Genomic DNA, 23,215 nt, shown 5'->3' with positions numbered 1-23,215 from the left:
ATGTCTGTTATATTTTCCGGAATACAACCTAGCGGTGAGTTAACCATTGGCAATTACCTTGGAGCTCTTCGCAACTTCTTAACATTCCAAGATGACCATGATTGTTTTTACTGTATCGTGAACCAACATGCCATCACAGTACCACAAGATCCAAAGGATTTAATCCACAACACTCGAAGCCTTGCTGCCTTATATTTAGCAGTAGGTTTGGACCCTAATAAAGTGACTTTGTTTGTGCAATCCGAAGTACCTGCTCATGCGCAGTTGGGTTGGATTTTAACAACCTTAAGCTCCATCGGTGAATTAGAGCGTATGACGCAATACAAAGATAAATCGGCGAAACAAGGGGAAACCATCCCAGCTGGTTTGTTGACATATCCACCATTGATGGCAGCAGATATTTTGTTATACCAAACCAACTATGTGCCTGTAGGGGATGACCAACGTCAACATATCGAGCTTACTCGTGACTTGGCGCAACGTTTCAATTTCAAATATGGTGAAGTATTTGCTATGCCAGAAATTAAAACTACCGTAGGTGGTGCTCGTGTCATGTCCTTACAAGATCCAACGAAAAAAATGAGTAAGTCCGATGATAATAATTGGGCGACTATTCGCTTGTTGGATACACCAGATGTAGTGGTGAAGAAGATTAAAAAGGCAGCTACTGACTCTGAAGGGGTCGTGCGCTACGATAAAGAAAAACAGCCAGGTATCTCCAACTTGATGGGCATTTACAATGCTTTAACAGGAGATTCCTTTGAGGCTATTGAAGCTATGTATGCTGGTAAAAACTATGGAACTTTCAAAGGTGATATTGCAGATCTATTAGTAGGAGCGATGACACCGATCCATGAACGGTATGCAGAATTAATCGACAGTCCAGAGCTAGATACGATTTTGACAGAAGGTGCTGAAAAAGCAGCCGCTGTGGCGAATGTAACATTGGCTCGTGTAGAAGAAGCTATGGGCCTACGACGTAAGTAATAGTAAGATGTAATGAGATGCTTTTGGGGCATTTCATTACATCTTTTTAATCATCTATACTAAGACGTTGTGAGGAAGTATAGTGGGATATGTATGAAGCAGACAAGTAGATGCTGTCTATAAAGGTGTTGAGTGGAAATACATAGAGGTTGGAGTGCTATTTGGGAGAGGAACTATGAAACGTGAAGAATTAGAGAACATGTTTCCCTGTGGAACGATTCAAGAAGAATTACATAATTCCTCTGTTATGATATGGGGGTTTCAACTAGTGTATGCAGCTATCGCTGCTTGGGGACTGTATCGTGGAGTGCTTCTATATCGAGAACTGGGTCATAGCTTCAATATGTGGATGCTTCTTCTTATGGTTGTATCTGCCTACGCATTATTGCGCATGTACCAACAAGACGATGTGGAGATTTATATTGCTACAGAAGGGCTCATTCTGAAACGAACGCCTATATTGGTAAAAGAACGAATTGAACGTTTTTTTGCACCGGACTTATATTTGACCTTTGTGCATTATCAAGGCATCATGGGATTCGGAGAGGACTGGAAAACCTTGTATGTGCAAACAGAAACGGGCGGTATATATATCGTGCCTATTAGCTTACAGTTTCTGAGCCATCAAGATAAAATGAAAGTCTTAAAGGCACTGAGTCGATATAAAAATACTTGAATAGGATTATAAAACATGTTACCCTCTTATCAAAGAGTAATATCTGTTTGTTATTCGGCAGGGTCTATTTTCATACAAGGGGGAAAATCTATATGTTTGGTATATTGCTAATTCACGCTGCTTATGCAGTCTTAATGTATGCCTTTAGTTTCAGAATCATGGTAGTTCCTCATGCTATTGCAGTAGCACTTATGGGTATCTATATGATTGTTGAAAAAGGACTTATCGTTGCGCCTATTCTATCGTTTGTATACTCATTTTTTGCTATCCTATTGGCTACTTCTGATGAAGCCACTTGGGATGATGGTACAGGTAATGAACTCATTTGGTTTTGGGTATGCTTTTGTTCTGGACTATCCTATGTTATCTTTGAGTTCCTCTACTAACCTATCATATATAGATATAATTTAAAGATCAGCTTAAGGTGTAATCTATAGATTCTAACTTTTTGTTCTGACATAGTTTCTTTATAATGATATTTCAAAACCGCTGCAACGGTTCTTGGATTACGTAGATGGTCATGCTGCATCGGATGAGTTACTAAGAGATATTGAAAGTGCCGTAGATGAAGCAAAACATTGTGAGGCTTGGAGGGAGGAATATTCAATGCTATCAATGGATCATTATACATATTGGAAAGAAGGCGTGGCTGAAGGTCGGGCAGAAGGTAAAGCTGAGGTTGTCATTCAGATGTTGCGTAAGCATTTGTCCTTAGAAATGATTGCAGAAGTCACTAACTTTACTGTAGAAGAAGTAAAGGCTATTGCGAAAGAGCATGCATTGATATAAAACATATAGGTAAAGAGCAAATCAGCGATATAGTGAGTACATAACTTACTATATCGCTTTTTGTTTTGATAGTTAGTTATTGGAAGGGCGTTGTCAGTATAAATTACTTTCATAATACATGATAAAATTTTTGTAATTTATCTCTTTACAACTTTAATTAACTAAAGTATAATGTAATCATGAAATAGAGATTACATACCTGTAGAGAGGAGAAAGTACTATGAATTGGTTACAAACATGTTCTAAAACAGTATTAGCAGCAGCTAGTGCATTGGTAATTGTGGGGTTAGTGGCAGGTTGTGGGGCGTCTACAAAACAGGCGAACACAGAGGTGCCGAAGAAAATTGTCATCGGTTTAGATGATAACTTCCCTCCTATGGGATTTAAAGATGAAAAAGGTGAACTCGTAGGTTTTGATATCGATCTTGCGAAAGAAGTGGCAAAGCGTATTGGTTCTGAAGTGGAATTTAAATCTATCGATTGGGATAGTAAAGAAGCAGAACTAAAATCTAAACGTATTGATGTGTTGTGGAATGGTTTAACCATTACGAAGGAACGGGAGCGCAACATCTTGTTCTCTAAACCATATCTTCGTGGGGACCAAATTATTGCCGTAAAATCTGATTCTGGGATTGCTGACAAATCCCAACTTGATGGCAAACGCGTAGGCGTTCAATCAGGTTCTACTGGTTTAGAAGCGGTAAAAAATGATCCACAATCTAAAAACTTTAAAGAAATCAAAGAATATGGCGATTATGTGAATGCTTTCATGGATCTAGAATTAGGACGCATCGATGCGGTCGTGGTGGATGAAATGGTAGGCCGTTATTTAATCGATAAAAAAGGTAACAATGTATTCACTGTAGCCACAGGTTCCTTCGCCAGTGAAAAAGTAGGTGTAGGTATGCGCAAAGAAGATGCAGCGTTGAAAGCAAAAGTTGACGCTGCGTTACAAGAAGTGATGAATGATGGTACGGCTGACAAATTGGTGCAAAAATGGTTTGGCAGTACATCTATCTTGACGAAAGAGGAGTATAAATAAACATGGACGTATTGGAGTATATGTTACAAATCGTTCCGGCTATTGCTGGCGGATTCCAAGTGACCTTGTCCTTGTTCTTCATCGTCATCATCTTGTCAGTGCCAGGAGGATTACTCTTGGCGTTGCTCCGATTGAGTACAAACCGAGTGGTGACGACGATCGTGGATGCTTACGTATACGTGATGCGTGGCACACCGTTAATGTTACAAATTTTGCTCATCTATTACGGTTTGCCATTTATGATTGATGGCTTTGAACTCACAGATATGACGGCGGCGGTACTGTCCTTCGTGTTGAATTACATTGCCTACTTATGTGAAATTTTCCGTAGTGGCATTCAATCCATTCCAAAAGGGCAGTATGAAGGAGCGAAGGTATTAGGCTTTACCTATGTGCAGACGATGTACAAAATCATTTTGCCGCAGGTCATCAAACGTGTATTGCCACCATTGGCAAATGAAACGATTACACTGCTGAAAGATACATCCTTGGTGTATGTCTTAGCTATGAATGATATCTTGCGCATTACACGCAGCATTGTACAACGTGATTTTGACATTACAGCTTTCATCGTAGCTGGTGTATTCTACTTGGCTATGACATTTGTGTTGACGAAACTGTATCAATATTTAGAACGCCGCATGGCGATTTACGAAGATTAGGAGGAGACCATGGCTTTCATAGACATGTTACATATTGAAAAGAGCTTTGGCTCGGTGGCGGTCTTACAAGACGTGTCACTATCCATGGAACGTGGCGAAGTGGTGTCCATCATCGGTCCCTCTGGATCGGGTAAATCCACCTTTCTTCGTTGCTTAGGACAACTAGAAAGCATACAAAAAGGGACAATCAGGGTCGATGGGGCGACCTTGGTGGACACACCGGCGAACACAGGCGCAGCGGTTTATGTTGGGAAAGAAGAACAGCAACAAATTTTGCTGAAAATGGGGATGGTATTCCAATCCTTTAACCTATTCCCACATATGACCGTCCTAGAAAATATCATGGTCGCACCTCGCATGGTGAAAGGAATGAAAGAGGCAGATATATTACCTATGGCTCAGTCCTTGCTAGAAAAAGTAGGTCTCTGGGATAAACGAGACGTATACCCTAGCACCTTGTCAGGGGGACAAAAACAAAGGGTCGCTATTGCTAGAGCATTAGCGATGAAACCAGAAATCATGCTCTTCGATGAACCTACATCAGCCTTGGACCCAGAGTTTACCAGTGAAGTATTACGGACTATCAAGGAACTAGCCGAAGAAGATATGACCATGATCATCGTCACCCATGAAATGGCATTCGCTCGTGAAGTAGCAGACAGAGTCATCTTCATGGCAGACGGTAAAATACAAGAAGAAGGAACCCCAGAACAGGTCTTCGGGAACCCACAAAACCCAAGAACACAAGCGTTCCTAAACTCCATGCTGCGAGTATAAAAACAATATATCGAACTTAAATTACCGTACGGAGCACCAGTTACAAATAATACTGTATGATATTTGTAGCGAGGTGCGCCGTATTTTTGTGTACAACTATACTTTATGTCTTATACGTATTTCTGCGGAGATAAGCACAATCTGTTTCCTTGAGGATCTCCCTCGCATACCGATGATCATACACAATCGTATAGACGGATCCAAAGTAGATGATTGTCTTTGACTAATGGAGGTATGAGGTCTGGAGAGATAAGTAAGTAGGCTAGTTTTGCTATATAAGATAAAGGTTGAGAAGAATGCGGTATGCTCCGCAGCAAACATTACGAAGTGCCGTTTGTGAGGAAGCATGCCGCATTCTGACTGAGAAGGAGAGGAAAACATAGCCTACTTACTCATGATAAAGTGCCCTCAGTCAAAGGCGAACATAAATTGCCAATCCGCCATGAGATTGTGTATAATAAGAGGTATGTATAATCCGATTGTAATGGGAAATGAGGAATGACGATGCGAATTGATGGTCGTAGTTTAAAAGAAATACGCCCTGTGAAAATTACTAGGCATTACACTGCCTATGCAGAGGGATCTGTACTAATTGAATGTGGCAATACAAAAGTCCTTTGTACGGCTAGCGTTGAGGATCGCGTTCCCCGCTTTTTGAAAGGAACTGGCACAGGCTGGGTGACAGCAGAATATTCCTTGTTACCACGAGCTACACATACTCGTGTACCTAGAGAGGCAGCAAAAGGTAAACAGACAGGTCGCACCGTGGAAATCCAACGTTTGATTGGTCGTGCCTTGCGAGCTGTTGTAGACTTAGAAGCTTTAGGCGAAGTATCAATTACGGTAGACTGTGATGTACTACAAGCTGATGGTGGCACTCGTACTGCCTCGATTACAGGGGCTTTTGTGGCTTTAGTAGATGCTATCTATTCTATGTACGATGGATATGGTAAGTTTCCTGTAACGGACTATTTAGCAGCTATTTCTATGGGAATCGGTGAAGATGGTCCTATGCTAGACTTGTGCTATGAAGAAGATAGTGCAGCCATTGTGGATATGAATGTGGTTTGTACCGGTAAAGGCCAATTAGTAGAAGTGCAAGGAACAGGTGAACATGGGACTTTCACAAGAGATGAGTTGAATAGCCTATTAGATTTAGGTGAAGCTGGTACACAACAACTAATGGCGGTACAACGTGAAGCATTAGGTGAAATTGGTAACATGGTGGGTCATGAAAATGCACCGAAAGCAGTGGTATTAGCCACACGGAATAAAGGGAAAATTCGAGAGTTTACCGCAGCCTTTGAAGAATTAGGCTTTGAAGTGCGTACGATAGATGACGTTGTAGATATTGACGAACCAGAAGAAATTGGCACTACCTTTATGGAAAATGCAGAATTAAAGGCTTTATACTATGCAGAGGCTTGTGGTTTACCTTGCGTGGCAGATGATTCTGGCTTAGAAGTAGATGCCTTAGGCGGTGCACCAGGTGTATATTCTGCGCGCTATGCAGGACTGCATCGCAGTGATGAAGATAATAATCGACGATTAGTAGCGGAATTGGTGGATGTTACTCCAAGTGATAGAACAGCACGTTATCAATGTGCTCTTGTATGGGCTACACCGGATGGACAATGTGTTCGAGCTACAGGCACTTGTGAAGGACTTATTCAGTTAAGCCCAATGGGAAAAGGTGGATTCGGTTACGATCCATACTTTTACATTCCAAAATTAAAAACGACGATGGCCAATATTTCTATGGAACATAAGCAAGCTATTAGCCATCGAGGTAAGGCGCTACGGGCATTGGTGGAGCAATTGCGACACACTATAATTAAGTAATTAATAAAAAATGAAAATTTTATATCGAAAGTCTTGAATATATTTATTTAATTCGATATAATAATGGTAGGTATTATAAGGAAGGCAGATATTAAGTTATGGATACATCTGTAAAATCAAATAAAATGAAACTCTATGGGTTTAACAATTTAACGAAAACCTTGAGTTTTAATATTTATGATATTTGTTATACGCGTACAGAAGAAGAAAAACGCCAATATATTGAATACATTGACGAAGTTTACAATGCACAGCGCCTGACTGATATTTTAACAGAGGTTTCACATATTATCGGAGCCAATGTGTTGAATGTGGCAAAGCAAGACTATGATCCACAAGGGGCAAGCGTAACCATCCTGATTTCGGAAGAACCTGTTGATAAAGTAGATAAAGATGATGTGGTAATGCATCTCGATAAATCTCATTTGACGGTTCATACCTATCCTGAAAGTCATCCAGACAATGGAGTCAGTACATTCCGTGCAGATATTGACGTGTCCACATGTGGTCAAATCTCTCCGCTCAACGCATTAAACTATCTTATCGATAGTTTTGATTCTGATATCATCAGCTTAGATTATAGAGTGCGTGGATTCACTCGTGATATTCATGGTAAAAAATTATTCATGGATCATCGCATGAACTCCATTCAAAATTACATTAACTCTAAAACACGTAATCTCTACAATATGATCGATGTGAATGTGTATCAAGAAAATATTTTCCATACCAAAATGATGCTGAAAGAGTACGACATTAATAATTATTTGTTTGGTATTACCGAAGAAGATTTGACGCTAAAAGAGCGCAAACAAATTAACCAACAACTCAAACAAGAGATGGCGGAAATATTCTACGGTAGAAACTTACCATCATTGAAAATCTAGGAGGTTTTCCCATGGACGTAAAACAAGAGGCAATTGAAAAACGCTTGGAACTAAAAGGTTTTTTGCAAACTGGAACAAAATACGAATTAAAAGATGCTCATGACTTAACGGTAGCATACACTCCAGGTGTAGCAGAACCATGCCTTCATATCAAAGAAGATGAAGACAAATCCTTCGACTTAACATGTCGTTCTAATATGGTAGCCGTTGTATCTGACGGTACTCGCGTATTGGGTTTGGGAGATATCGGAGCAGCTGCTGCGATTCCAGTTATGGAAGGTAAATCCCTATTATTCAAACGCTTTGGTAATGTAGATTGTATTCCTTTGGTGATTGATACAAAAGATCCAGACGTGTTAATTAACACTGTAAAATTAGTGCAAAAAAACTTTGCTGGCATTAACTTAGAAGATATTTCTTCTCCTAAATGCTACGAAATCGAAAATCGCTTGAAAAAAGAGTTAGAAATCCCTGTATTCCATGATGATCAACATGGTACAGCTATCGCTTGCTTAGCAGGTGTAAAAGCAGCCCTTCGCTTTGTGAAAAAAGATTTATCCAAAGTTAAAATCGTTGTAAACGGTGCTGGTGCAGCGGGTGCCAATATTGCTCGTCTATTATACTTAGCAGGCGCTCGTAACATTACATTAATGGTAAGCTCCGGTGTATTGAACAAAGACTACAAACGTCTTGATTCTTTACAAGCTGAGTTGATCAAAACATTGGGTCAAGAAACAAAAACTGGCAACTTAGCAGAGATTGCAAAAGGCGCTGACGTATTGTTAGGTGTATCTGCAGCAGGTGCTTTCACAAAAGAAATTTTGGAAAGCTTAGCGGATGATGCTATTGTATTTGCTATGGCTAACCCAGTTCCAGAAGTTATGTACGAAGAAGCGAAAGCAGCTGGCGTACGTGTTATGGGTACAGGTCGTAGTGATGCGCCTAACCAAATCAATAATGTGAATGTATTCCCTGGCATCTTCCGTGGAGCCATCGATGTACAAGCACGTGAAATTAATGATGAAATGAAATTGGCAGCCGCTGAGGCGCTAGCAGCTCTTGTAACAGATGAAGAATTAGCAGAAGACTACGTAGTAGCGAATGCATTCGACAAACGTGTTCCATTAGCAGTAGCAAAAGCAGTTGCTGAAACAGCAATTAAAACGGGTGTAGCTCGTAAAACAGAAGTTCCTTATTAAGATAAAGAACTCTTATATACTATAGAGGTAGGTTGAAGTGTAAACTTAACCTACCTCTATCTTTTTTTTGTATGTGAAGGCAGTGAAAATTATCACCTAACAAAAAATTAGAAAACCTAAAAAATATTTAGAAAAAGTATTGAATTATAGATATGACAGTGCTATAATAAGGGCATACCTAATAAATTGTTAGATAGCCTAAAAAATAGTTAGGAGACAATTATGAAATTAGAACAATTAAAGGTAATTGCGCATGGTATTGCGACACAATTTGGAGCTTCATGTGAAGTGTTGATTCACGACGTGCAAATAGAGACATTAGAGAGTTCTATTGTGTATATTGAGCATGGAGATATTTCTAACCGAGATGTAGGTGATGGCGCCTCGCATGCAGTACTAGATGCGATACGAAATGACGATGGTCAGTGTCAGGGTAAACAAGCTTATCTCACACGAACCAAAGATGGAAGAGTTCTTCGATCGACGACGATGTATATACGTGATGATAATGATAAATTACAGTATTTATTGTGTATCAATTATGATATTACTGATTTTATTACATTGCAAAACTCTTTAGATCGGATTATTACATCCAGTAATCATGCGTGGGAAACAAAAGGTGAACGAATTGTTACATCTGTTAGCGATTTGTTGAGCGATATGTTATCTCAAGCTGAAAAAGTAGTAGGGCGACCAGCACATTTAATGAATAAGAATGAGCGCTTGGAAGCAATACGATATTTATATTGCCAGGGCGCTTTTTTGATTTCAAAGGCATCTGATAAAATATCGGAATATTTCAACGTTTCTAAATTTACTTTATATAATGATTTGAACCAAGTAAAAGAGGAGGAAGAGTTACATGGAACGAATTCAATGGGTTAAGAACACTATGCCCGCTTCAGAGGATTTGAACACCTGTGCAATGAATGTAAAAGAAAGTGAAGGTGTGCGCGAGTTTCATAAGAGTTTCCCACAATATCAGGAAACACCACTTACTGAATTACCACGCATGGCAGAACACTTAGGATTAGGCCGTTTATTCATTAAAGATGAATCCTATCGTTTCGGTTTAAATGCATTCAAAGTGTTAGGCGGTTCTTATGCAATTGCGAAATTCATTGCTAAAGAAACAGGTAAACAAGTATCTGATTTGCCATATGACATCTTGACATCAAAAGAATTGCGTGATGAATTTGGACAAGCTACATTCTTCACAGCTACTGATGGAAACCATGGTCGTGGTGTTGCTTGGGCAGCAAACAAACTAGGTCAAAAATCAGTGGTATTTATGCCAAAAGGTTCCACAGAAACTCGTAAACAAAATATTGCAGCAGAAGGTGCTACAGTAACTATCGAAGAAATGAACTATGATGACTGTGTACGTTTAGCTACTGCAGAATCCAAAAAAGTAGATCATGGTGTTGTTATCCAAGATACAGCTTGGGATGGTTATGAAGAAATTCCTACATGGATCATGCAAGGCTACGGCACAATGGCTCTAGAAGCTACTGAACAATTAGAAAAAGCTGGCGTAGATGTACCTACACACGTAATTGTACAAGCAGGGGTTGGTTCCTTAGCTGGTGCTGTTACTGGTTATGTGGTAAATCGTTATAAAGATGCACCTGTGAAACCTAAAATTGTAGTAGTAGAAGCATCTGCAGCGGATTGCTTATACAAAGGTGCTAAAGCAGGCGATGGCGATTTACGTATCGTAGGCGGCGACTTACAAACAATCATGGCAGGACTCGCTTGTGGTGAACCAAATACGATTTCTTGGGATATTTTGAAAAACCATGTGGATGTATTTGTATCTGCACCAGATTGGGTAGCATCCTTAGGTATGAGAATGTCTGCAGCACCAATTAAAGGCGATGCAAGCATTATCTCTGGAGAATCTGGAGCTGTTCCATTTGGTTTAGTAGCAGCCGCTATGACTATGGAAGAATATAAAGATTTGAAAGAAGAATTAGGACTTACTAAAGATTCTAAAGTACTTTGCTTCTCCACAGAAGGAGACACTGACCCAACACGTTATCAAGAAATTGTGTGGCAAGGAAAATTTTAATCTAACTATTTAAGTCATATACAGTTAATTTTAACTTTAACGTATACGTATATGTGTGTTTAAGGAGGAAATGGTAATGGATTTACAAGCAGTAAAAAAAGCAGCAGAAGCTTATGGACCAGCGATGACAAAATTTTTAAGAGAAATCGTCGCATTCCCTGGTGAAAGTGCGGAAGAAGAACAACACGTTCGCCGCATTGAAAAAGAAATGAAAGACTTAGGATTCGATGAAGTAGAAGTGGATCCTATGGGTAACATTCTTGGATATATGGGAACTGGTAAAACATTGATTGCTTTTGACGGACATATTGATACAGTAGGTATTGGTAACCGTGATAACTGGAACTTTGATCCATATGAAGGTTTTGAAAGCGACACTGAAATTGGTGGCCGTGGTGTATCTGACCAATTAGGCGGTATCGTATCCGCAGTATACGGTGCAAAAATCATGAAAGACTTAGGTTTATTGAATGATAAATACCGTGTATTAGTAGTTGGTACAGTACAAGAAGAAGATTGCGACGGATTGTGCTGGGAATACATTATTAAAGAACGTGGCATTCGTCCAGAATTCGTAGTATCCACAGAACCAACTGATGGCGGTATCTATCGCGGTCAACGTGGTCGTATGGAAATCCGTATCGATGTAGAAGGCGTATCTTGCCATGGTTCTGCACCAGATCGCGGTGACAATGCAATCTATAAAATGGCTGACATTTTACAAGATGTTCGTGCATTAAATGCAAACAATTCTACAGAAACTACTCGTGTTCGTGGCTTAGAAAAAATGTTGGATCCAAAATTCAACCCTGACCATTATGAAGAAGCTCGTTTCTTGGGCCGTGGCACAGTAACAACTTCCCAAATTTTCTACACATCCCCAAGCCGTTGTGCAGTAGCAGACTCTTGCGCAGTATCTCTTGACCGTCGTATGACAGCAGGTGAAACATGGCAAAGTTGCTTAAAAGAAATCGAAGATTTACCAGCTGTACAAAAATACGGTGCAAAAGTATCTATGTACGAATATGCTCGTCCATCCTGGACTGGTTTAACTTATCCTATCGAATGTTACTTCCCAACATGGGTAATTCCTAAAGATCATAAAGTAACAAAAGCATTGGAAGAATCTTACATCTCCTTATACGGTACAGAACGTATTGGTGCAGAAGTTACATTGGCAGAACGTAAAGCTCGCCCATTAACTGATAAATGGACATTCTCTACAAATGGCGTATCCATCATGGGACGTAATGGTATCCCTTGCATCGGTTTCGGTCCTGGCGCAGAAGCACAAGCACATGCACCTAACGAAATCACATGGAAACAAGACCTTGTAACATGTGCAGCAGTATATGCAATCTTACCTACAAACTATTGCAAATAATAGTTTACATTTTATAAAGCTATAAATTATTAATGAGGTGCAAAAAATGGCAGATTTCAAAAAATGTGTAGACGCATTAGCTAAGTTAGACACAAAAAACATGTACAACAATGACTTCTTCTTGACTTGGGAAAAAACAGACGACGAATTACAAGCTGTTTGGGCTGTAGCTGATGCATTACGTGCATTGCGTGAGCGCAATATCTCTACAAAAGTATTCGACAGTGGTTTAGGTATCTCCTTATTCCGTGATAACTCCACTCGTACTCGTTTCTCCTTCGCATCTGCTTGTAACTTATTAGGTTTAGAAGTACAAGACTTAGATGAAGGAAAATCTCAAATCGCTCATGGCGAAACTGTACGTGAAACAGCTAACATGATCTCCTTCATGGCTGACATCATCGGTATCCGTGATGATATGTATATCGGTAAAGGTAATGCATACATGCATGCAGTAGCTGATGCAGTAGAAGAAGGCCATAAAGACGGTGTATTAGAACAACGTCCTACATTGGTAAACTTACAATGTGATATTGACCATCCAACACAATTGATGGCTGATACAGCTCACCTTATCAATGAATTTGGTGGACTTGAAAACTTAAAAGGTAAAAAAGTGGCTATGACTTGGGCATACTCCCCATCCTATGGTAAACCGCTTTCCGTACCACAAGGTGCTATCGGTTTATTCACTCGTTTAGGTATGGAAGTTGTATTAGCGCATCCAGAAGGATACGAAGTAATGCCAGAAGTTGAAGAAGTTGCTAAAAAACAAGCACAAGCTAGTGGCGGATCTTTCAAACGTACAAACGACATGAAAGAAGCTTTCAAAGATGCTGATATCGTATATCCTAAATCCTGGGCACCTTTCGCTGCAATGGAAGAAAGAACTGACTTATATGGCAAAGGCGATACAGCAGGCATTAAAGAATTAGAAGGTCGTTTATTAGAACAAAATGCACAACATAAAGATTGGGCTTGCACAGAAGATATGATGAGTCTTACAAAAGACGGCAAAGCATTATACTTACATTGCTTACCAGCTGATATCACTGGCTTAAGCTGTGAAGAAGGTGAAGTTGACGCATCCGTATTTGATCGTTATCGTGTACCTCTTTACAAAGAAGCAAGCTATAAACCATATGTAATTGCTGCTATGATTTTATTAAGCAAATTTGAAAATCCAGTAGAATTATTAAAAGAGCTAGAAGAAAAGGGAACAGAAAGAGTTCTCCGCTAAGAGCAAAGGGGCTGTCTGTTCAGACAGTCCCTTATTTTAATCCCTACAAAGTAGTTAGGAATATATACACCATAGAGAGGTACCCTATGAAAAAACGTGTTGTTATCGCTTTAGGGGGCAATGCCCTAGGCAATACATTACCAGAACAAATGATTGCGGTGAAAGAAACATCGAAAGCAATCGTAGATTTAATTGAAGCAGATTGTGATGTGATCGTTACTCATGGTAATGGCCCTCAAATCGGTATGATCAATAATGCTATGGCTGCATTAACTAGAGAAGTAGAAGGTCAACCTAATACTCCGTTGTCTGTATGCGTAGCCATGAGCCAAGCGTATATCGGATATGATTTACAAAATGCATTGCGTGAAGAGTTGTTGAACAGAGGTATTACAGATCTACCTGTGACAACAATGGTTACACAAGTTCGTGTAGATGCAGATGATCCAGCGTTCTTAGATCCAACAAAACCAATTGGCCACTTTATGACAAAAGAAGAAGCTGTACATGCAGTGAACCAATATGATTATGTGGTAAAAGAAGATGCAGGTCGTGGCTATCGCCGTGTAGTAGCATCTCCAGCGCCAAAAGAAATCATTGAATTACAAGCTATCAAAGGCTTAATCGGTCATGAATTAGTAATCGCTTGCGGTGGTGGCGGTATCCCTGTAGTTCGTGAAGGCAATCATTTAACAGGTGCATCTGCAGTTATTGATAAAGACTGGACTAGTAGCTTACTAGCACAAGAAGTTGACGCAGATGTATTGATTATCTTAACAGCTATTGAAAAAGCAGCGATTAATTATGGTAAAGAAAACCAACAATGGTTAGAACATATTACAGTAGAAGAAGCGCAAAAACATATCGACAATGGTGAATTTGCAGCAGGCTCTATGAAACCAAAAATGGAAGCAGCTGTAGCTTTTGCTAAATCTAAAGCAGGTAGAAAAGCAATTATCACACAACTAGAAAAATCTAGAGAAGGTATTGAAGGAAAAACAGGCACTCACATCGAATTATAATAGTAGTATTTCATTGAATACTGTTTTTCATAGAAAGGAGCCTATCTATGATTTTATTAGGAAAAGGAACTGTCGTTACACGCAATCCATTACAACCGATTATTGAAGACGGTGGCGTATTAATGGATGGCACTAAAATTGTGGCAGTAGACTCATACGAAACATTGCGCAAACAATATCCAAAAGCATATCGAGTAAACGCTCATGGGCGCTTGATTATGCCTGGTTTTGTGAACGCTCATCACCATATTTATTCTGCCTTAGCCCGCGGATTATATATCCCTGGTAACAACCCAACAAATTTTAAAGAAATTTTAGATGGATTGTGGTTCTACCTAGATAAACGTCTTGCTAAAGAAGACGTGTGGGCAAGTGCTATTGTGACCTATATGGCATGTATCGAAAATGGTGTGACTTCCATATTTGACCATCATGCAAGTTATGGGGAAACAGAAGGCAGCCTATCTGTTATTAGCGAAGTTGCTCAAGACTTTGGCGTTCGTTCTTGCTTGTGCTATGAAGTAAGTGATCGGAATGGCCAAGAGGAAATGGAGAAAGCTGTAGCAGAAAACGTACGCTTTGGTAAAGAAGCAAAAGAAAATCCTGAAACAATCGCAGCTATGATGGGGTTACATGCATCTTTCACATTGAGTAAAGATACATTGGCTTATGTTCGTGAACAAAACGTAGACAATTTGGGATATCACATCCATGTAGCAGAAGGTACTACAGATCAAGAAGATAGCCAAGAGAAATATGGTATGCGCGCAGTGCATCGCTTGCATGAAGATGGCATCCTAGGACCAAAAACGATTGCTGGACATTGTATCCATGTAGATGATAGTGAAGTAAAGGTATTAGCTGAAACTGGAACCATGGTGGCTCATAATCCAGAAAGTAATATGGGTAATGCGGTAGGAGCACCTAATGTATTAAAACTTATGGAAGCAGGTATTCCAGTGGGTCTTGGTACAGATGGATATACTAGCGATATGTTAGAATCCTACAAAGTAGCAAATTGCTTAGTGAAACATAACATGCAACATCCAAATGTTGGTTGGACTGAAATTCCACATATGTTATTCAACACTAACCCAGCAATGATTGAAAAATTCTTCCCTGTAAAAGTTGGTACCTTGACACCGGGGGCAGAAGCAGATGTAATTGTTTTAGATTATATTCCTAGAACAGATTTACATGCTGATAATATTAATGGTCATTTACTATTTGGCCTAAATGGTCTTAATGTAATTACAACTATTTCTGGTGGTAAGGTACGTATGCTAGATCGTCAATTATGTGGCATGAATAAAGAAGAATTGCTACGAGAAGTACGACAAATTTCCCATCGTTTATGGAAACGATTAGTCCCATAATACACTTTCAGTAAGGAGTGAATACTATGAGCGATATCATGTATCCGGTAAGTTTCGGACATTTAATGAACCATATTCTAACAGAATATGCTACCCACAATCGAGTATATAATGTGGAGCGCATGCACACAACAGGTACGGATCAACGGTTATCCTTATTTGGTCGTAACCTGGAAAATCCATTAGGCCCTGCAGCAGGTCCACATACTCAATTAGCTCAAAACTTAGTAGCAGCCTATGTTGGGGGTTCCCGATTCTTAGAATTAAAAACAGTACAAATTATGTTCGGTGAAGAATTGGGTATCCCAAGACCATGTATTTATTCAAAAGATGAAGCATACAATGTGGAATGGTCCTCTGAGTACCATTGCCATGCAGCTGCTGATGAATACATTAAAGCATGGTTTGCTATTAAATTAATTAGTAAAGAATGGGGCATCGGCGATCCAGATGGATTCATCTTTATTATGAGTGTTGGCTACAACTTAGCGGGCATTAAAAGTGAAGATGTAGATTCCTATATGGAATGTTTACGTGCAGCACGTACTAAACCAGTTTGGAAAGAATGCGAAGAATGGGCATTAGCTAATGTACATCAATTTAAAAATGTAACAGAAGAGTACATTCGAAATATTGATGACAACATTTGCCAAGGTATTACATTATCCACAATGCACGGCTGTCCTGCAGGCGAAATTGAATCGATTTGTACATACCTAATGAAAGAAAAACATCTAAATTTATATCTAAAATGTAATCCAACATTATTAGGCTATGATCGTGTAAGAGAATTATTAGATCAAGCAGAATTTGGATATATTGATTTTGATGCACATCAATTTGAAGTAGACTTATCTTTTAAAGAAGCAGTGCCAATGATTGAACGATTGTTGACGATTGCAGAAGAAGAAGGTTTAGTGTTCGGTGTGAAACTGACAAATACATTCCCTGTTTCGATTCACGAAAAAGAATTGCCAGGTGAGCAAATGTATATGTCTGGTAAATCCTTATTACCATTATCTATCGGTGTAGCTCAATTATTGAGTGAAACATTTGGCGAACGCTTACCAATGTCTTATAGCGGTGGTGCAGATGCGAAAAATATTGCAGCTTTATTCCGCACAGGTATTTGGCCAATCACAGTATGTACAACCTTATTACAAGGTTTAGGTTATAACCAATTGGATAACTTGGCTAAATTAGTAGAAGCAGAAGATTACGATACTGCTAAGGTAATTAAACCAACAGAAATCAAATCTTTTGCGGAGGCAATGGGAACAGCTCCAACATACAAAAAATCTGCAGCTGCTAAGAAAAAACGCGAAGAGCAACCAGGTTTCCCAACAGCTCATGACAAAAATCATGAATGCCGTGTTGTATGTGGTACTTGCGTACGTGTATGTCCAAATAGAACGAATGAATGTATTACTGTAGATGGTAAAAAATTAATTATTCATATTGATGAGTCTTGTAATGAATGTGGTAACTGTGCTTGTCATTGCGTACAACCATGTTTCCCATATAAAGATAAATTAACATATTTTATTGATGAAGAACGCTTATTAGCAAGCGATAATGACGGCTTTTATATTCAAGGTAAGGAATGCGGATATCGTTTCCAAGGCGCTACAGGTCGCACAGCGATTGATGCCTTACCAGAGGTGTTGAAAGGAGTTGTGGAAGCGTTCATTAAAGAACTTCCATATTATATCTATGATACTCATTGAACAAGGATATCTTGTACTCCCAACGGGAGTCATGCAAGGGACGATAGCAATTGAAAACGATACAATTGTAGAGGTAGCTCCTCATATTGAGGCAAAACCAGGAGATGTACGAATCGATGCAAAAGGGCGCTATGTGTTGCCTGGAGGAATCGATACACATACCCATTTTGAAATGACCAACGCTTTTGCCACCACGGCAGACGATTTTGAAAGTGGTACAAAAGCAGCCATTATGGGGGGGACCACGACGATTATTAATTTTGCATCGCCTTTTGAAGAATCTTTGTTAGAAGGTTTGCGACGCGATAAGAAACGGGCGGAAGGACGTTGCTCTTGTGACTATAAATTTCATATGGAATTATTAGATATGAATGAGCAAGTAGCAGCGGAAATTCCTAAGGTCGTTGAAGAAGGCGTCGCATCCTTCAAAGTATATATGGCCTACAGCTTTAGTATTGACGATCGGTCAATTTATGAAGCAATCAAAGCAATCGCCCCAACCGGTGCGTTGGTGGCAGCCCACTGTGAGAATGGAGCGATGATTGCAGCTAAGGTACAGGAAATGAGAGAGGAAGGAGATACAGAAGCAAAGTATCATCCGCTTTCAAAACCAGATACCATAGAAGCAGAAGCAATGCATCGTTTCATTCGACTAGGGGAATTAGCAGATTATCCAGTACATATTGTACATGTGAGCTCTGCAGCAGGATTAGATGTGATTGAGGAACGCAGAAAGAATGGGGCAAAAGTGACCTGTGAAACCTGTCCTCAATACTTATTACTGACAGATGAATTGTATAATCAGCCGGATGGAAAAGGATTGAGATATATCTTAAGTCCACCTCTTAGAAAACAAAGAGATGTGGAGATTTTGCAAGCAGCGGTAGAACGTGGAGTTTTCCAAACTTTATGTACGGATCACTGCAATTATACATTAGCGCAAAAAGCGCAGGGTCTTGGTGACTTTACGAAAACACCAGGTGGTTTGCCAGGTGTAGAAGAGCGGATGATTCTAATGTGGGATATGTTTGTTCATAGTGGACGAATCGACCCTGTAGAATATATGAAATTAACTAGCGAAACACCAGCTAAGTTATATGGATTATATCCAAAAAAAGGAACGTTACAGGTAGGAAGTGATGCGGATATTGTGATACTTTCATCAGATGTAACAGAATGTATGACTTCGGATAAAACTCATAGTCGGTCAGATTATACACCTTATGAAGGAATGACTGTACATGGTCGAATAGATGATGTATTTTTACGTGGGCACCATGTGGTGCAAGATAGAAAATTAGTGGAAGCCTATAAAGGGGAGTTCCAACAATAATTGGAGGGAGGTCTCTGTATGTACCGATTTCAAGTTAACGGTATTTGGCGTGAGGTGGAAGAAGATAAACGACTAATGGATTATCTTCGTGATGACCTACGCTTAACCGGAACAAAGGACGGTTGTAGTGCAGGTGCTTGTGGAGCTTGTACAATTCTCATTGATGGGAAAAAGGTAAAAGCTTGTATAGGTAAAGTTTCGCAAATGGAAGGCAAATCAATTATTACCATTGAAGGCCTTACAGAACGTGAAAAAGAAGTGTATGTATATGCTTTTGCGGAATGTGGAGCTGTACAATGTGGTTTCTGTATTCCGGGCATGATTATCAGTGCTAAAGCATTATTGGATACTACATTAGAACCTACAAGGGCAGATGTTCAAAAAGCTTTATTGGGAAATATTTGTCGTTGTACAGGATATGTAAAAATTGAAGATGCTATTTTATTAGCGGCTCGTTTATTTAAAGAGAACGCACCAGTTCCTAAAAATGATGCAGATGGTACTGTAGGATCTCGCTTACATCGTATAGATGCGGCTGAAAAAGCATTGGGTACAGGATTATATGCAGATGACATGGTGGTAGATGGCATGATTTATGCCAAAGCGATCCGTTCTAAATATCCACGTGCTCGTGTTGATGCAATCCATATTGAAGAAGCTTTGGCACATCCTCAATGTGTGACTGTATTAACGGCGAAAGATGTACCTTTCAATAAAACAGGTCATATTGTTCCTGACTGGGATGTTATGATTGCAGAAGGTGATATTACTCGCTATGTAGGTGATGCTATTGCTGTAGTAGCAGTAAAAGAGAAAAAATATTTGCAAGAAGTATGTAATTTGGTAACGGTAGATTATACAGAATTAAAACCTGTATTAACTCCAGAAGAAGCTTTGGCAGAAGATGCACCATTATTACATCCAAATGGAAATATCCTATCTCATCAAGCGTTAAATCGTGGGAATGCTGATGAAGTCATTGCCAATGCGGCTCATGTGGTAACAAGACATTACTCTACACCACAAACAGATCATGCATTTATGGAACCTGAGTGTGCAATTGCTGTGAAAACAGAAGATGGCATACAATTATACACAGGTGGACAAAGTATCTATGATGAGCAACATGAAGTATCTCGCATGTTAGGCTTGGAAGAATCTCAAGTTAAGGTACATAGTATGTTAGTAGGTGGCGGTTTCGGTGGTAAAGAGGATATGAGTGTGCAACATCATGCAGCACTTGTAGCTTGGAAAACTGGACTTCCAACGAAAGTACAATTAACTCGTCAAGAAAGTTTAGATGTACATCCAAAACGTCATGCAATGGAAATGGATATTACTACTGCATGTGATGAAAACGGTAAATTGTTAGCTACAAAAGTTAAAATTGTATCCGACTGTGGTGCTTATGCATCTTTAGGTGGCCCAGTATTACAACGGGCAGGTACACACTCTAGTGGACCATATAACTTTGAACATTTCTCTATGGATGGTATTTGTGTGTATACGAATACTGTACCAGGTGGTGCATTCCGTGGTTTTGGTGTAACACAAACTATATTTGGACAAGAGATCAATATCGACTTACTAGCTAAAGAGGTAGGCATGGACCCTTGGGAATTCCGTTATAAAAATGCGGTTCGCCCTGGTGATTACTTGCCGAATGGACAATTATGTACACCGGATACTGGTATAGCTGAATGCTTAGAAGCAGTAAAAGATGCATACTATGCGAGTGATCGTACAGGTCTTGCGATTTGCTTGAAAAATAGTGGGGTTGGTGTAGGATTGCCAGATACTGGTCGAGTTATTTTAGAAGTTCGTGATGGTAAAGTACGTATTCGTACATCTGCTGCATGTATTGGTCAAGGTGTAGGCACAGTGGCATCTCAGATTGTATGTGAAGCCACAAAATTGTCTCCAGATCAAATTATAGTAGAAGCACCAGATACGGAACGTACACCAAACTCTGGAACTACAACAGCATCACGACAAACGGTATTTACAGGGGAAGCAACACGTAGAGCGGCTATAAAATTAGCAGAATTGTTAGCCACTAAAACGTTAGCTGAACTTGAAGGAATAGAAGTTTATGAAGAGTTCCTTGGCGTTACGGATCCATTTGATTCGGACAAAGATCATCCTAAGAGCCATGTGGCTTATGGATATGGAGCTTGCGTAGCTACGATTGGAGATGATAACAAAGTAAGTGAACTTCATGTGGCCTATGATGTAGGACGAGTTGTAAACCCACAATCTTGTGAAGGGCAAGTAGAGGGTGGAGCTATCATGGGTATGGGCTATGGTGTAACAGAAGACTTCAAGTACAATGAAGGTAAGGTAGTTACAAAATATGGCACATTAGGCTTGTTAAGAGCTACACAACGTCCAGAAATTAAATGTACATTCATAGAAAAAGGTACACCAGACCAATATGCATATGGTGCTAAAGGTATTGGGGAAATCAGTAGTATCCCAATTGCTCCAGCTATTGCCAATGCATATAATCGTTTGGACGGTATGGAACGTCGTTCTTTACCACTTGAGAAAACTGGATATCGAAAATAATCAGTAAGGGAGAGAGTGTGCTCAGTCTATGAAGTTCGATGTTGTAGCAAGTATGCGAGTGCTTGCTACTTCATCAGATGATGTCTAAAATTCAAAACATGATATAAGCATAAGACTAGTATATTCTATTAAGTAATATGAGGTGATTCATATGGCACATCAAATTCAGGGAGTTAATCATGTAGACGGAATGTTACCAATTCCTAAATTGTTTGCTTACGGTTTACAACACGTATTGGCAATGTATGCAGGAGCAGTAGCGGTTCCAATTATCATAGCACAAGCTATGGGGTTATCAGAGGCGCAGTTGATTCAATTAATTAACGCAGATTTATTTACTTGTGGTATTGCCACTTTGATCCAAACGTTAGGATTTTGGAAAATCGGCGCAAAAATTCCTTTGATTCAAGGGATTACATTTGCTGCGGTATCTCCAATGATTTTAATTGGTCAAGAGCATGGTATGACAAGTATTTACGGGGCCGTTATCGTAGCCGGGATAGTCACATTCTTGATTTCTCATCTATTTAGTCGTTTAATCCGCTTTTTTCCACCTGTAGTTACAGGTACTATTATTACAATTATCGGTATTACATTAATGCCTGTATCCGTTCGTTGGGTAGGGGGAGGTAACCCTAGTTCACCTGAATTTGCAAGTCCAATTAACTTGCTACTGGCTACCTTAACATTGGCAATCGTAGTAGCAGTGTATCGATTTGGTAAAGGATTCTGGAGTAATGTAGCAGTTTTAGTAGGTTTAGTAGTTGGAACATTAGCGTCAATGGCACTGGGTGTAGCTAACTTAGGGGCCGTTGGTCAAGCAGAATGGTTTGCAGTCGTAACACCATTAGCGTTCGGATGGCCAACATTTGAATTTTCCTCTATTATTTCTATGGTCATTGTTATGCTTGTTGTTATGACAGAAACGACTGGTGACTGTATTGCAATTGGTGAAATCGTTGAGAAACCAATTGGTAAAAAAGAATTGGCTGATTGCTTACGTGCAGATGGTTTTGCAACTATGATTGGTGGATTCTTAAATAGTTTCCCACATACAGCATTTGCGCAAAACGTAGGTTTAGTAGCTGTAACAAACGTAAAAAGCCGTTTCGTAGTAGCTGCTTCTGGTATTATTTTAGTAGCATTAGGATTATTCCCTAAAATGGCAGCGGTTGTAGCAAGTATTCCTAACCCTGTATTAGGTGGTGCTGGTATTGCTATGTTTGGTATGATTATTGCGAGTGGTATTCGCTCTTTATCTAAAGTACAATTTGATGGTACTTACAATCTTATGATTGTAGCCATCAGTATTGGTGTGAGTATGATTCCGTTAGCAGTACCAAGTTTCTATAATCATTTCCCTGAATGGTTAAAAATTGTTCTTCATAGTGGTATTACATTCGGTAGCTTAATGGCAGTCATTCTTAATGTATTGTTAAATGGCTATGGCAATGAAACGCATGTGGTCCAAAAAACTCGTCGTGAAAAAGCGATTGCTCGTTTGGATAAATGGAAAGCAGAACGTAAAGTTCGTAGAAATCAATCTATTTAATCAAAATACTGTATATGGTTAGACTTAGGTTACATATATAAGTGCTTTCTTTATACAGAAAGTAGCACGAAAATAGGT

General features: G+C 39.5%; 20 protein-coding genes and 1 pseudogene. All 21 read left to right on the top strand.

Features of this window, described 5'->3' with window-relative positions:
- The 21 genes and pseudogenes from trpS (at window position 1) to EO119_RS01425 (ending at window position 23,137) form a co-directional block, all read left to right on the top strand.
- Window positions 1-987 (top strand): tryptophan--tRNA ligase, encoded by a 987-nt coding sequence (gene trpS, locus EO119_RS01520; RefSeq protein ID WP_126940416.1) that lies wholly within the window; start codon window positions 1-3, stop codon window positions 985-987.
- A gap of 175 nt (window positions 988-1,162) precedes the next feature.
- Window positions 1,163-1,663: a hypothetical protein gene (locus EO119_RS01515; protein ID WP_126940415.1), complete on the top strand. Its 501-nt coding sequence runs from the start codon at window positions 1,163-1,165 to the stop codon at window positions 1,661-1,663.
- A 92-nt stretch (window positions 1,664-1,755) separates the two neighbouring features.
- Complete coding sequence (locus EO119_RS01510; protein WP_126940414.1) at window positions 1,756-2,049, top strand: hypothetical protein; 294 nt, start codon at window positions 1,756-1,758, stop codon at window positions 2,047-2,049.
- Between the two features lie 115 nt (window positions 2,050-2,164).
- The gene (locus EO119_RS01505; RefSeq protein ID WP_126940413.1) at window positions 2,165-2,452 is read left to right on the top strand and encodes a hypothetical protein; all 288 of its coding nucleotides are present in this window, start codon (window positions 2,165-2,167) and stop codon (window positions 2,450-2,452) included.
- A 220-nt stretch (window positions 2,453-2,672) separates the two neighbouring features.
- The gene (locus tag EO119_RS01500) at window positions 2,673-3,494 is read left to right on the top strand and encodes an amino acid ABC transporter substrate-binding protein (protein ID WP_126940412.1); all 822 of its coding nucleotides are present in this window, start codon (window positions 2,673-2,675) and stop codon (window positions 3,492-3,494) included.
- A gap of 2 nt (window positions 3,495-3,496) precedes the next feature.
- Window positions 3,497-4,156, top strand: coding sequence for an amino acid ABC transporter permease (locus tag EO119_RS01495; protein WP_206168781.1), 660 nt, complete (start codon window positions 3,497-3,499; stop codon window positions 4,154-4,156).
- Between the two features lie 9 nt (window positions 4,157-4,165).
- Window positions 4,166-4,933, top strand: coding sequence for an amino acid ABC transporter ATP-binding protein (locus EO119_RS01490; RefSeq protein WP_009353352.1), 768 nt, complete (start codon window positions 4,166-4,168; stop codon window positions 4,931-4,933).
- Between the two features lie 504 nt (window positions 4,934-5,437).
- A pseudogene (rph, locus tag EO119_RS08190) lies at window positions 5,438-6,163 on the top strand (ribonuclease PH); the annotation flags it as partial.
- Entirely contained in the window at window positions 6,155-6,775 is a 621-nt protein-coding gene (locus EO119_RS08185; RefSeq protein WP_240632798.1) for an XTP/dITP diphosphatase, read from the top strand. The pseudogene rph and the gene EO119_RS08185, both read left to right, overlap by 9 nt.
- A gap of 98 nt (window positions 6,776-6,873) precedes the next feature.
- Complete coding sequence (speD, locus tag EO119_RS01480) at window positions 6,874-7,662, top strand: adenosylmethionine decarboxylase (protein WP_009353328.1); 789 nt, start codon at window positions 6,874-6,876, stop codon at window positions 7,660-7,662.
- Between the two features lie 11 nt (window positions 7,663-7,673).
- On the top strand, window positions 7,674-8,861 hold the full coding sequence (locus EO119_RS01475; RefSeq protein ID WP_009353334.1) for an NADP-dependent malic enzyme: 1,188 nt from the start codon (window positions 7,674-7,676) through the stop codon (window positions 8,859-8,861).
- Window positions 8,862-9,080: 219 nt separating this feature from the next.
- Window positions 9,081-9,749 carry a helix-turn-helix transcriptional regulator gene (locus EO119_RS01470; protein ID WP_126940411.1) on the top strand — a complete coding sequence of 223 codons (669 nt, stop codon included), beginning with the start codon at window positions 9,081-9,083 and terminating at the stop codon, window positions 9,747-9,749.
- The gene (gene dpaL, locus EO119_RS01465; RefSeq protein ID WP_126940410.1) at window positions 9,727-10,935 is read left to right on the top strand and encodes a diaminopropionate ammonia-lyase; all 1,209 of its coding nucleotides are present in this window, start codon (window positions 9,727-9,729) and stop codon (window positions 10,933-10,935) included. Before EO119_RS01470 ends, dpaL begins: the two co-directional genes overlap by 23 nt.
- 76 nt (window positions 10,936-11,011) lie before the next feature.
- On the top strand, window positions 11,012-12,319 hold the full coding sequence (locus tag EO119_RS01460; RefSeq protein WP_062401573.1) for a YgeY family selenium metabolism-linked hydrolase: 1,308 nt from the start codon (window positions 11,012-11,014) through the stop codon (window positions 12,317-12,319).
- Window positions 12,320-12,365: 46 nt separating this feature from the next.
- The gene (ygeW, locus tag EO119_RS01455; RefSeq protein ID WP_062401575.1) at window positions 12,366-13,559 is read left to right on the top strand and encodes a knotted carbamoyltransferase YgeW; all 1,194 of its coding nucleotides are present in this window, start codon (window positions 12,366-12,368) and stop codon (window positions 13,557-13,559) included.
- An 86-nt stretch (window positions 13,560-13,645) separates the two neighbouring features.
- A complete protein-coding gene (gene arcC, locus EO119_RS01450; protein ID WP_009353343.1) occupies window positions 13,646-14,581 on the top strand; it encodes a carbamate kinase in 936 nt (311 codons plus the stop codon).
- 47 nt (window positions 14,582-14,628) lie between these two features.
- On the top strand, window positions 14,629-15,957 hold the full coding sequence (ssnA, locus tag EO119_RS01445; RefSeq protein WP_126940409.1) for a putative aminohydrolase SsnA: 1,329 nt from the start codon (window positions 14,629-14,631) through the stop codon (window positions 15,955-15,957).
- Between the two features lie 26 nt (window positions 15,958-15,983).
- On the top strand, window positions 15,984-17,684 hold the full coding sequence (locus EO119_RS01440) for a hypothetical protein (protein ID WP_062401580.1): 1,701 nt from the start codon (window positions 15,984-15,986) through the stop codon (window positions 17,682-17,684).
- A gap of 31 nt (window positions 17,685-17,715) precedes the next feature.
- Window positions 17,716-19,017, top strand: coding sequence for a dihydropyrimidinase (gene hydA / locus EO119_RS01435; protein WP_240632792.1), 1,302 nt, complete (start codon window positions 17,716-17,718; stop codon window positions 19,015-19,017).
- Window positions 19,018-19,035: 18 nt separating this feature from the next.
- A complete protein-coding gene (xdh, locus tag EO119_RS01430) occupies window positions 19,036-21,585 on the top strand; it encodes a selenium-dependent xanthine dehydrogenase (protein ID WP_126940408.1) in 2,550 nt (849 codons plus the stop codon).
- A 151-nt stretch (window positions 21,586-21,736) separates the two neighbouring features.
- The gene (locus tag EO119_RS01425) at window positions 21,737-23,137 is read left to right on the top strand and encodes a nucleobase:cation symporter-2 family protein (protein ID WP_126940407.1); all 1,401 of its coding nucleotides are present in this window, start codon (window positions 21,737-21,739) and stop codon (window positions 23,135-23,137) included.
- Window positions 23,138-23,215 lie beyond the last annotated feature (78 nt).

The sequence above is a fragment of the Veillonella sp. CNR 79/14 genome, from assembly GCF_003992185.1.
Classification (GTDB): domain Bacteria; phylum Bacillota; class Negativicutes; order Veillonellales; family Veillonellaceae; genus F0422.
This window is presented reverse-complemented; position numbering and strand designations above follow the sequence as displayed.

What these genes read in the sequence shown, in the direction of transcription:
- EO119_RS01500 (WP_126940412.1), top strand. Translation starts at nt 2,673, where the DNA reads ATGAATTGGTTACAAACATGTTCTAAAACAGTATTAGCAGCAGCTAGT.
- trpS (WP_126940416.1), top strand. Translation starts at nt 1, where the DNA reads ATGTCTGTTATATTTTCCGGAATACAACCTAGCGGTGAGTTAACCATT.
- EO119_RS01475 (WP_009353334.1), top strand. Translation starts at nt 7,674, where the DNA reads ATGGACGTAAAACAAGAGGCAATTGAAAAACGCTTGGAACTAAAAGGT.
- EO119_RS01440 (WP_062401580.1), top strand. Translation starts at nt 15,984, where the DNA reads ATGAGCGATATCATGTATCCGGTAAGTTTCGGACATTTAATGAACCAT.
- speD (WP_009353328.1), top strand. Translation starts at nt 6,874, where the DNA reads ATGGATACATCTGTAAAATCAAATAAAATGAAACTCTATGGGTTTAAC.
- EO119_RS01510 (WP_126940414.1), top strand. Translation starts at nt 1,756, where the DNA reads ATGTTTGGTATATTGCTAATTCACGCTGCTTATGCAGTCTTAATGTAT.
- EO119_RS01495 (WP_206168781.1), top strand. Translation starts at nt 3,497, where the DNA reads ATGGACGTATTGGAGTATATGTTACAAATCGTTCCGGCTATTGCTGGC.
- EO119_RS01460 (WP_062401573.1), top strand. Translation starts at nt 11,012, where the DNA reads ATGGATTTACAAGCAGTAAAAAAAGCAGCAGAAGCTTATGGACCAGCG.
- hydA (WP_240632792.1), top strand. Translation starts at nt 17,716, where the DNA reads ATGCAAGGGACGATAGCAATTGAAAACGATACAATTGTAGAGGTAGCT.
- arcC (WP_009353343.1), top strand. Translation starts at nt 13,646, where the DNA reads ATGAAAAAACGTGTTGTTATCGCTTTAGGGGGCAATGCCCTAGGCAAT.
- dpaL (WP_126940410.1), top strand. Translation starts at nt 9,727, where the DNA reads ATGGAACGAATTCAATGGGTTAAGAACACTATGCCCGCTTCAGAGGAT.
- EO119_RS01515 (WP_126940415.1), top strand. Translation starts at nt 1,163, where the DNA reads ATGAAACGTGAAGAATTAGAGAACATGTTTCCCTGTGGAACGATTCAA.
- EO119_RS08185 (WP_240632798.1), top strand. Translation starts at nt 6,155, where the DNA reads ATGGTGGGTCATGAAAATGCACCGAAAGCAGTGGTATTAGCCACACGG.
- EO119_RS01490 (WP_009353352.1), top strand. Translation starts at nt 4,166, where the DNA reads ATGGCTTTCATAGACATGTTACATATTGAAAAGAGCTTTGGCTCGGTG.
- ssnA (WP_126940409.1), top strand. Translation starts at nt 14,629, where the DNA reads ATGATTTTATTAGGAAAAGGAACTGTCGTTACACGCAATCCATTACAA.
- ygeW (WP_062401575.1), top strand. Translation starts at nt 12,366, where the DNA reads ATGGCAGATTTCAAAAAATGTGTAGACGCATTAGCTAAGTTAGACACA.
- EO119_RS01425 (WP_126940407.1), top strand. Translation starts at nt 21,737, where the DNA reads ATGGCACATCAAATTCAGGGAGTTAATCATGTAGACGGAATGTTACCA.
- xdh (WP_126940408.1), top strand. Translation starts at nt 19,036, where the DNA reads ATGTACCGATTTCAAGTTAACGGTATTTGGCGTGAGGTGGAAGAAGAT.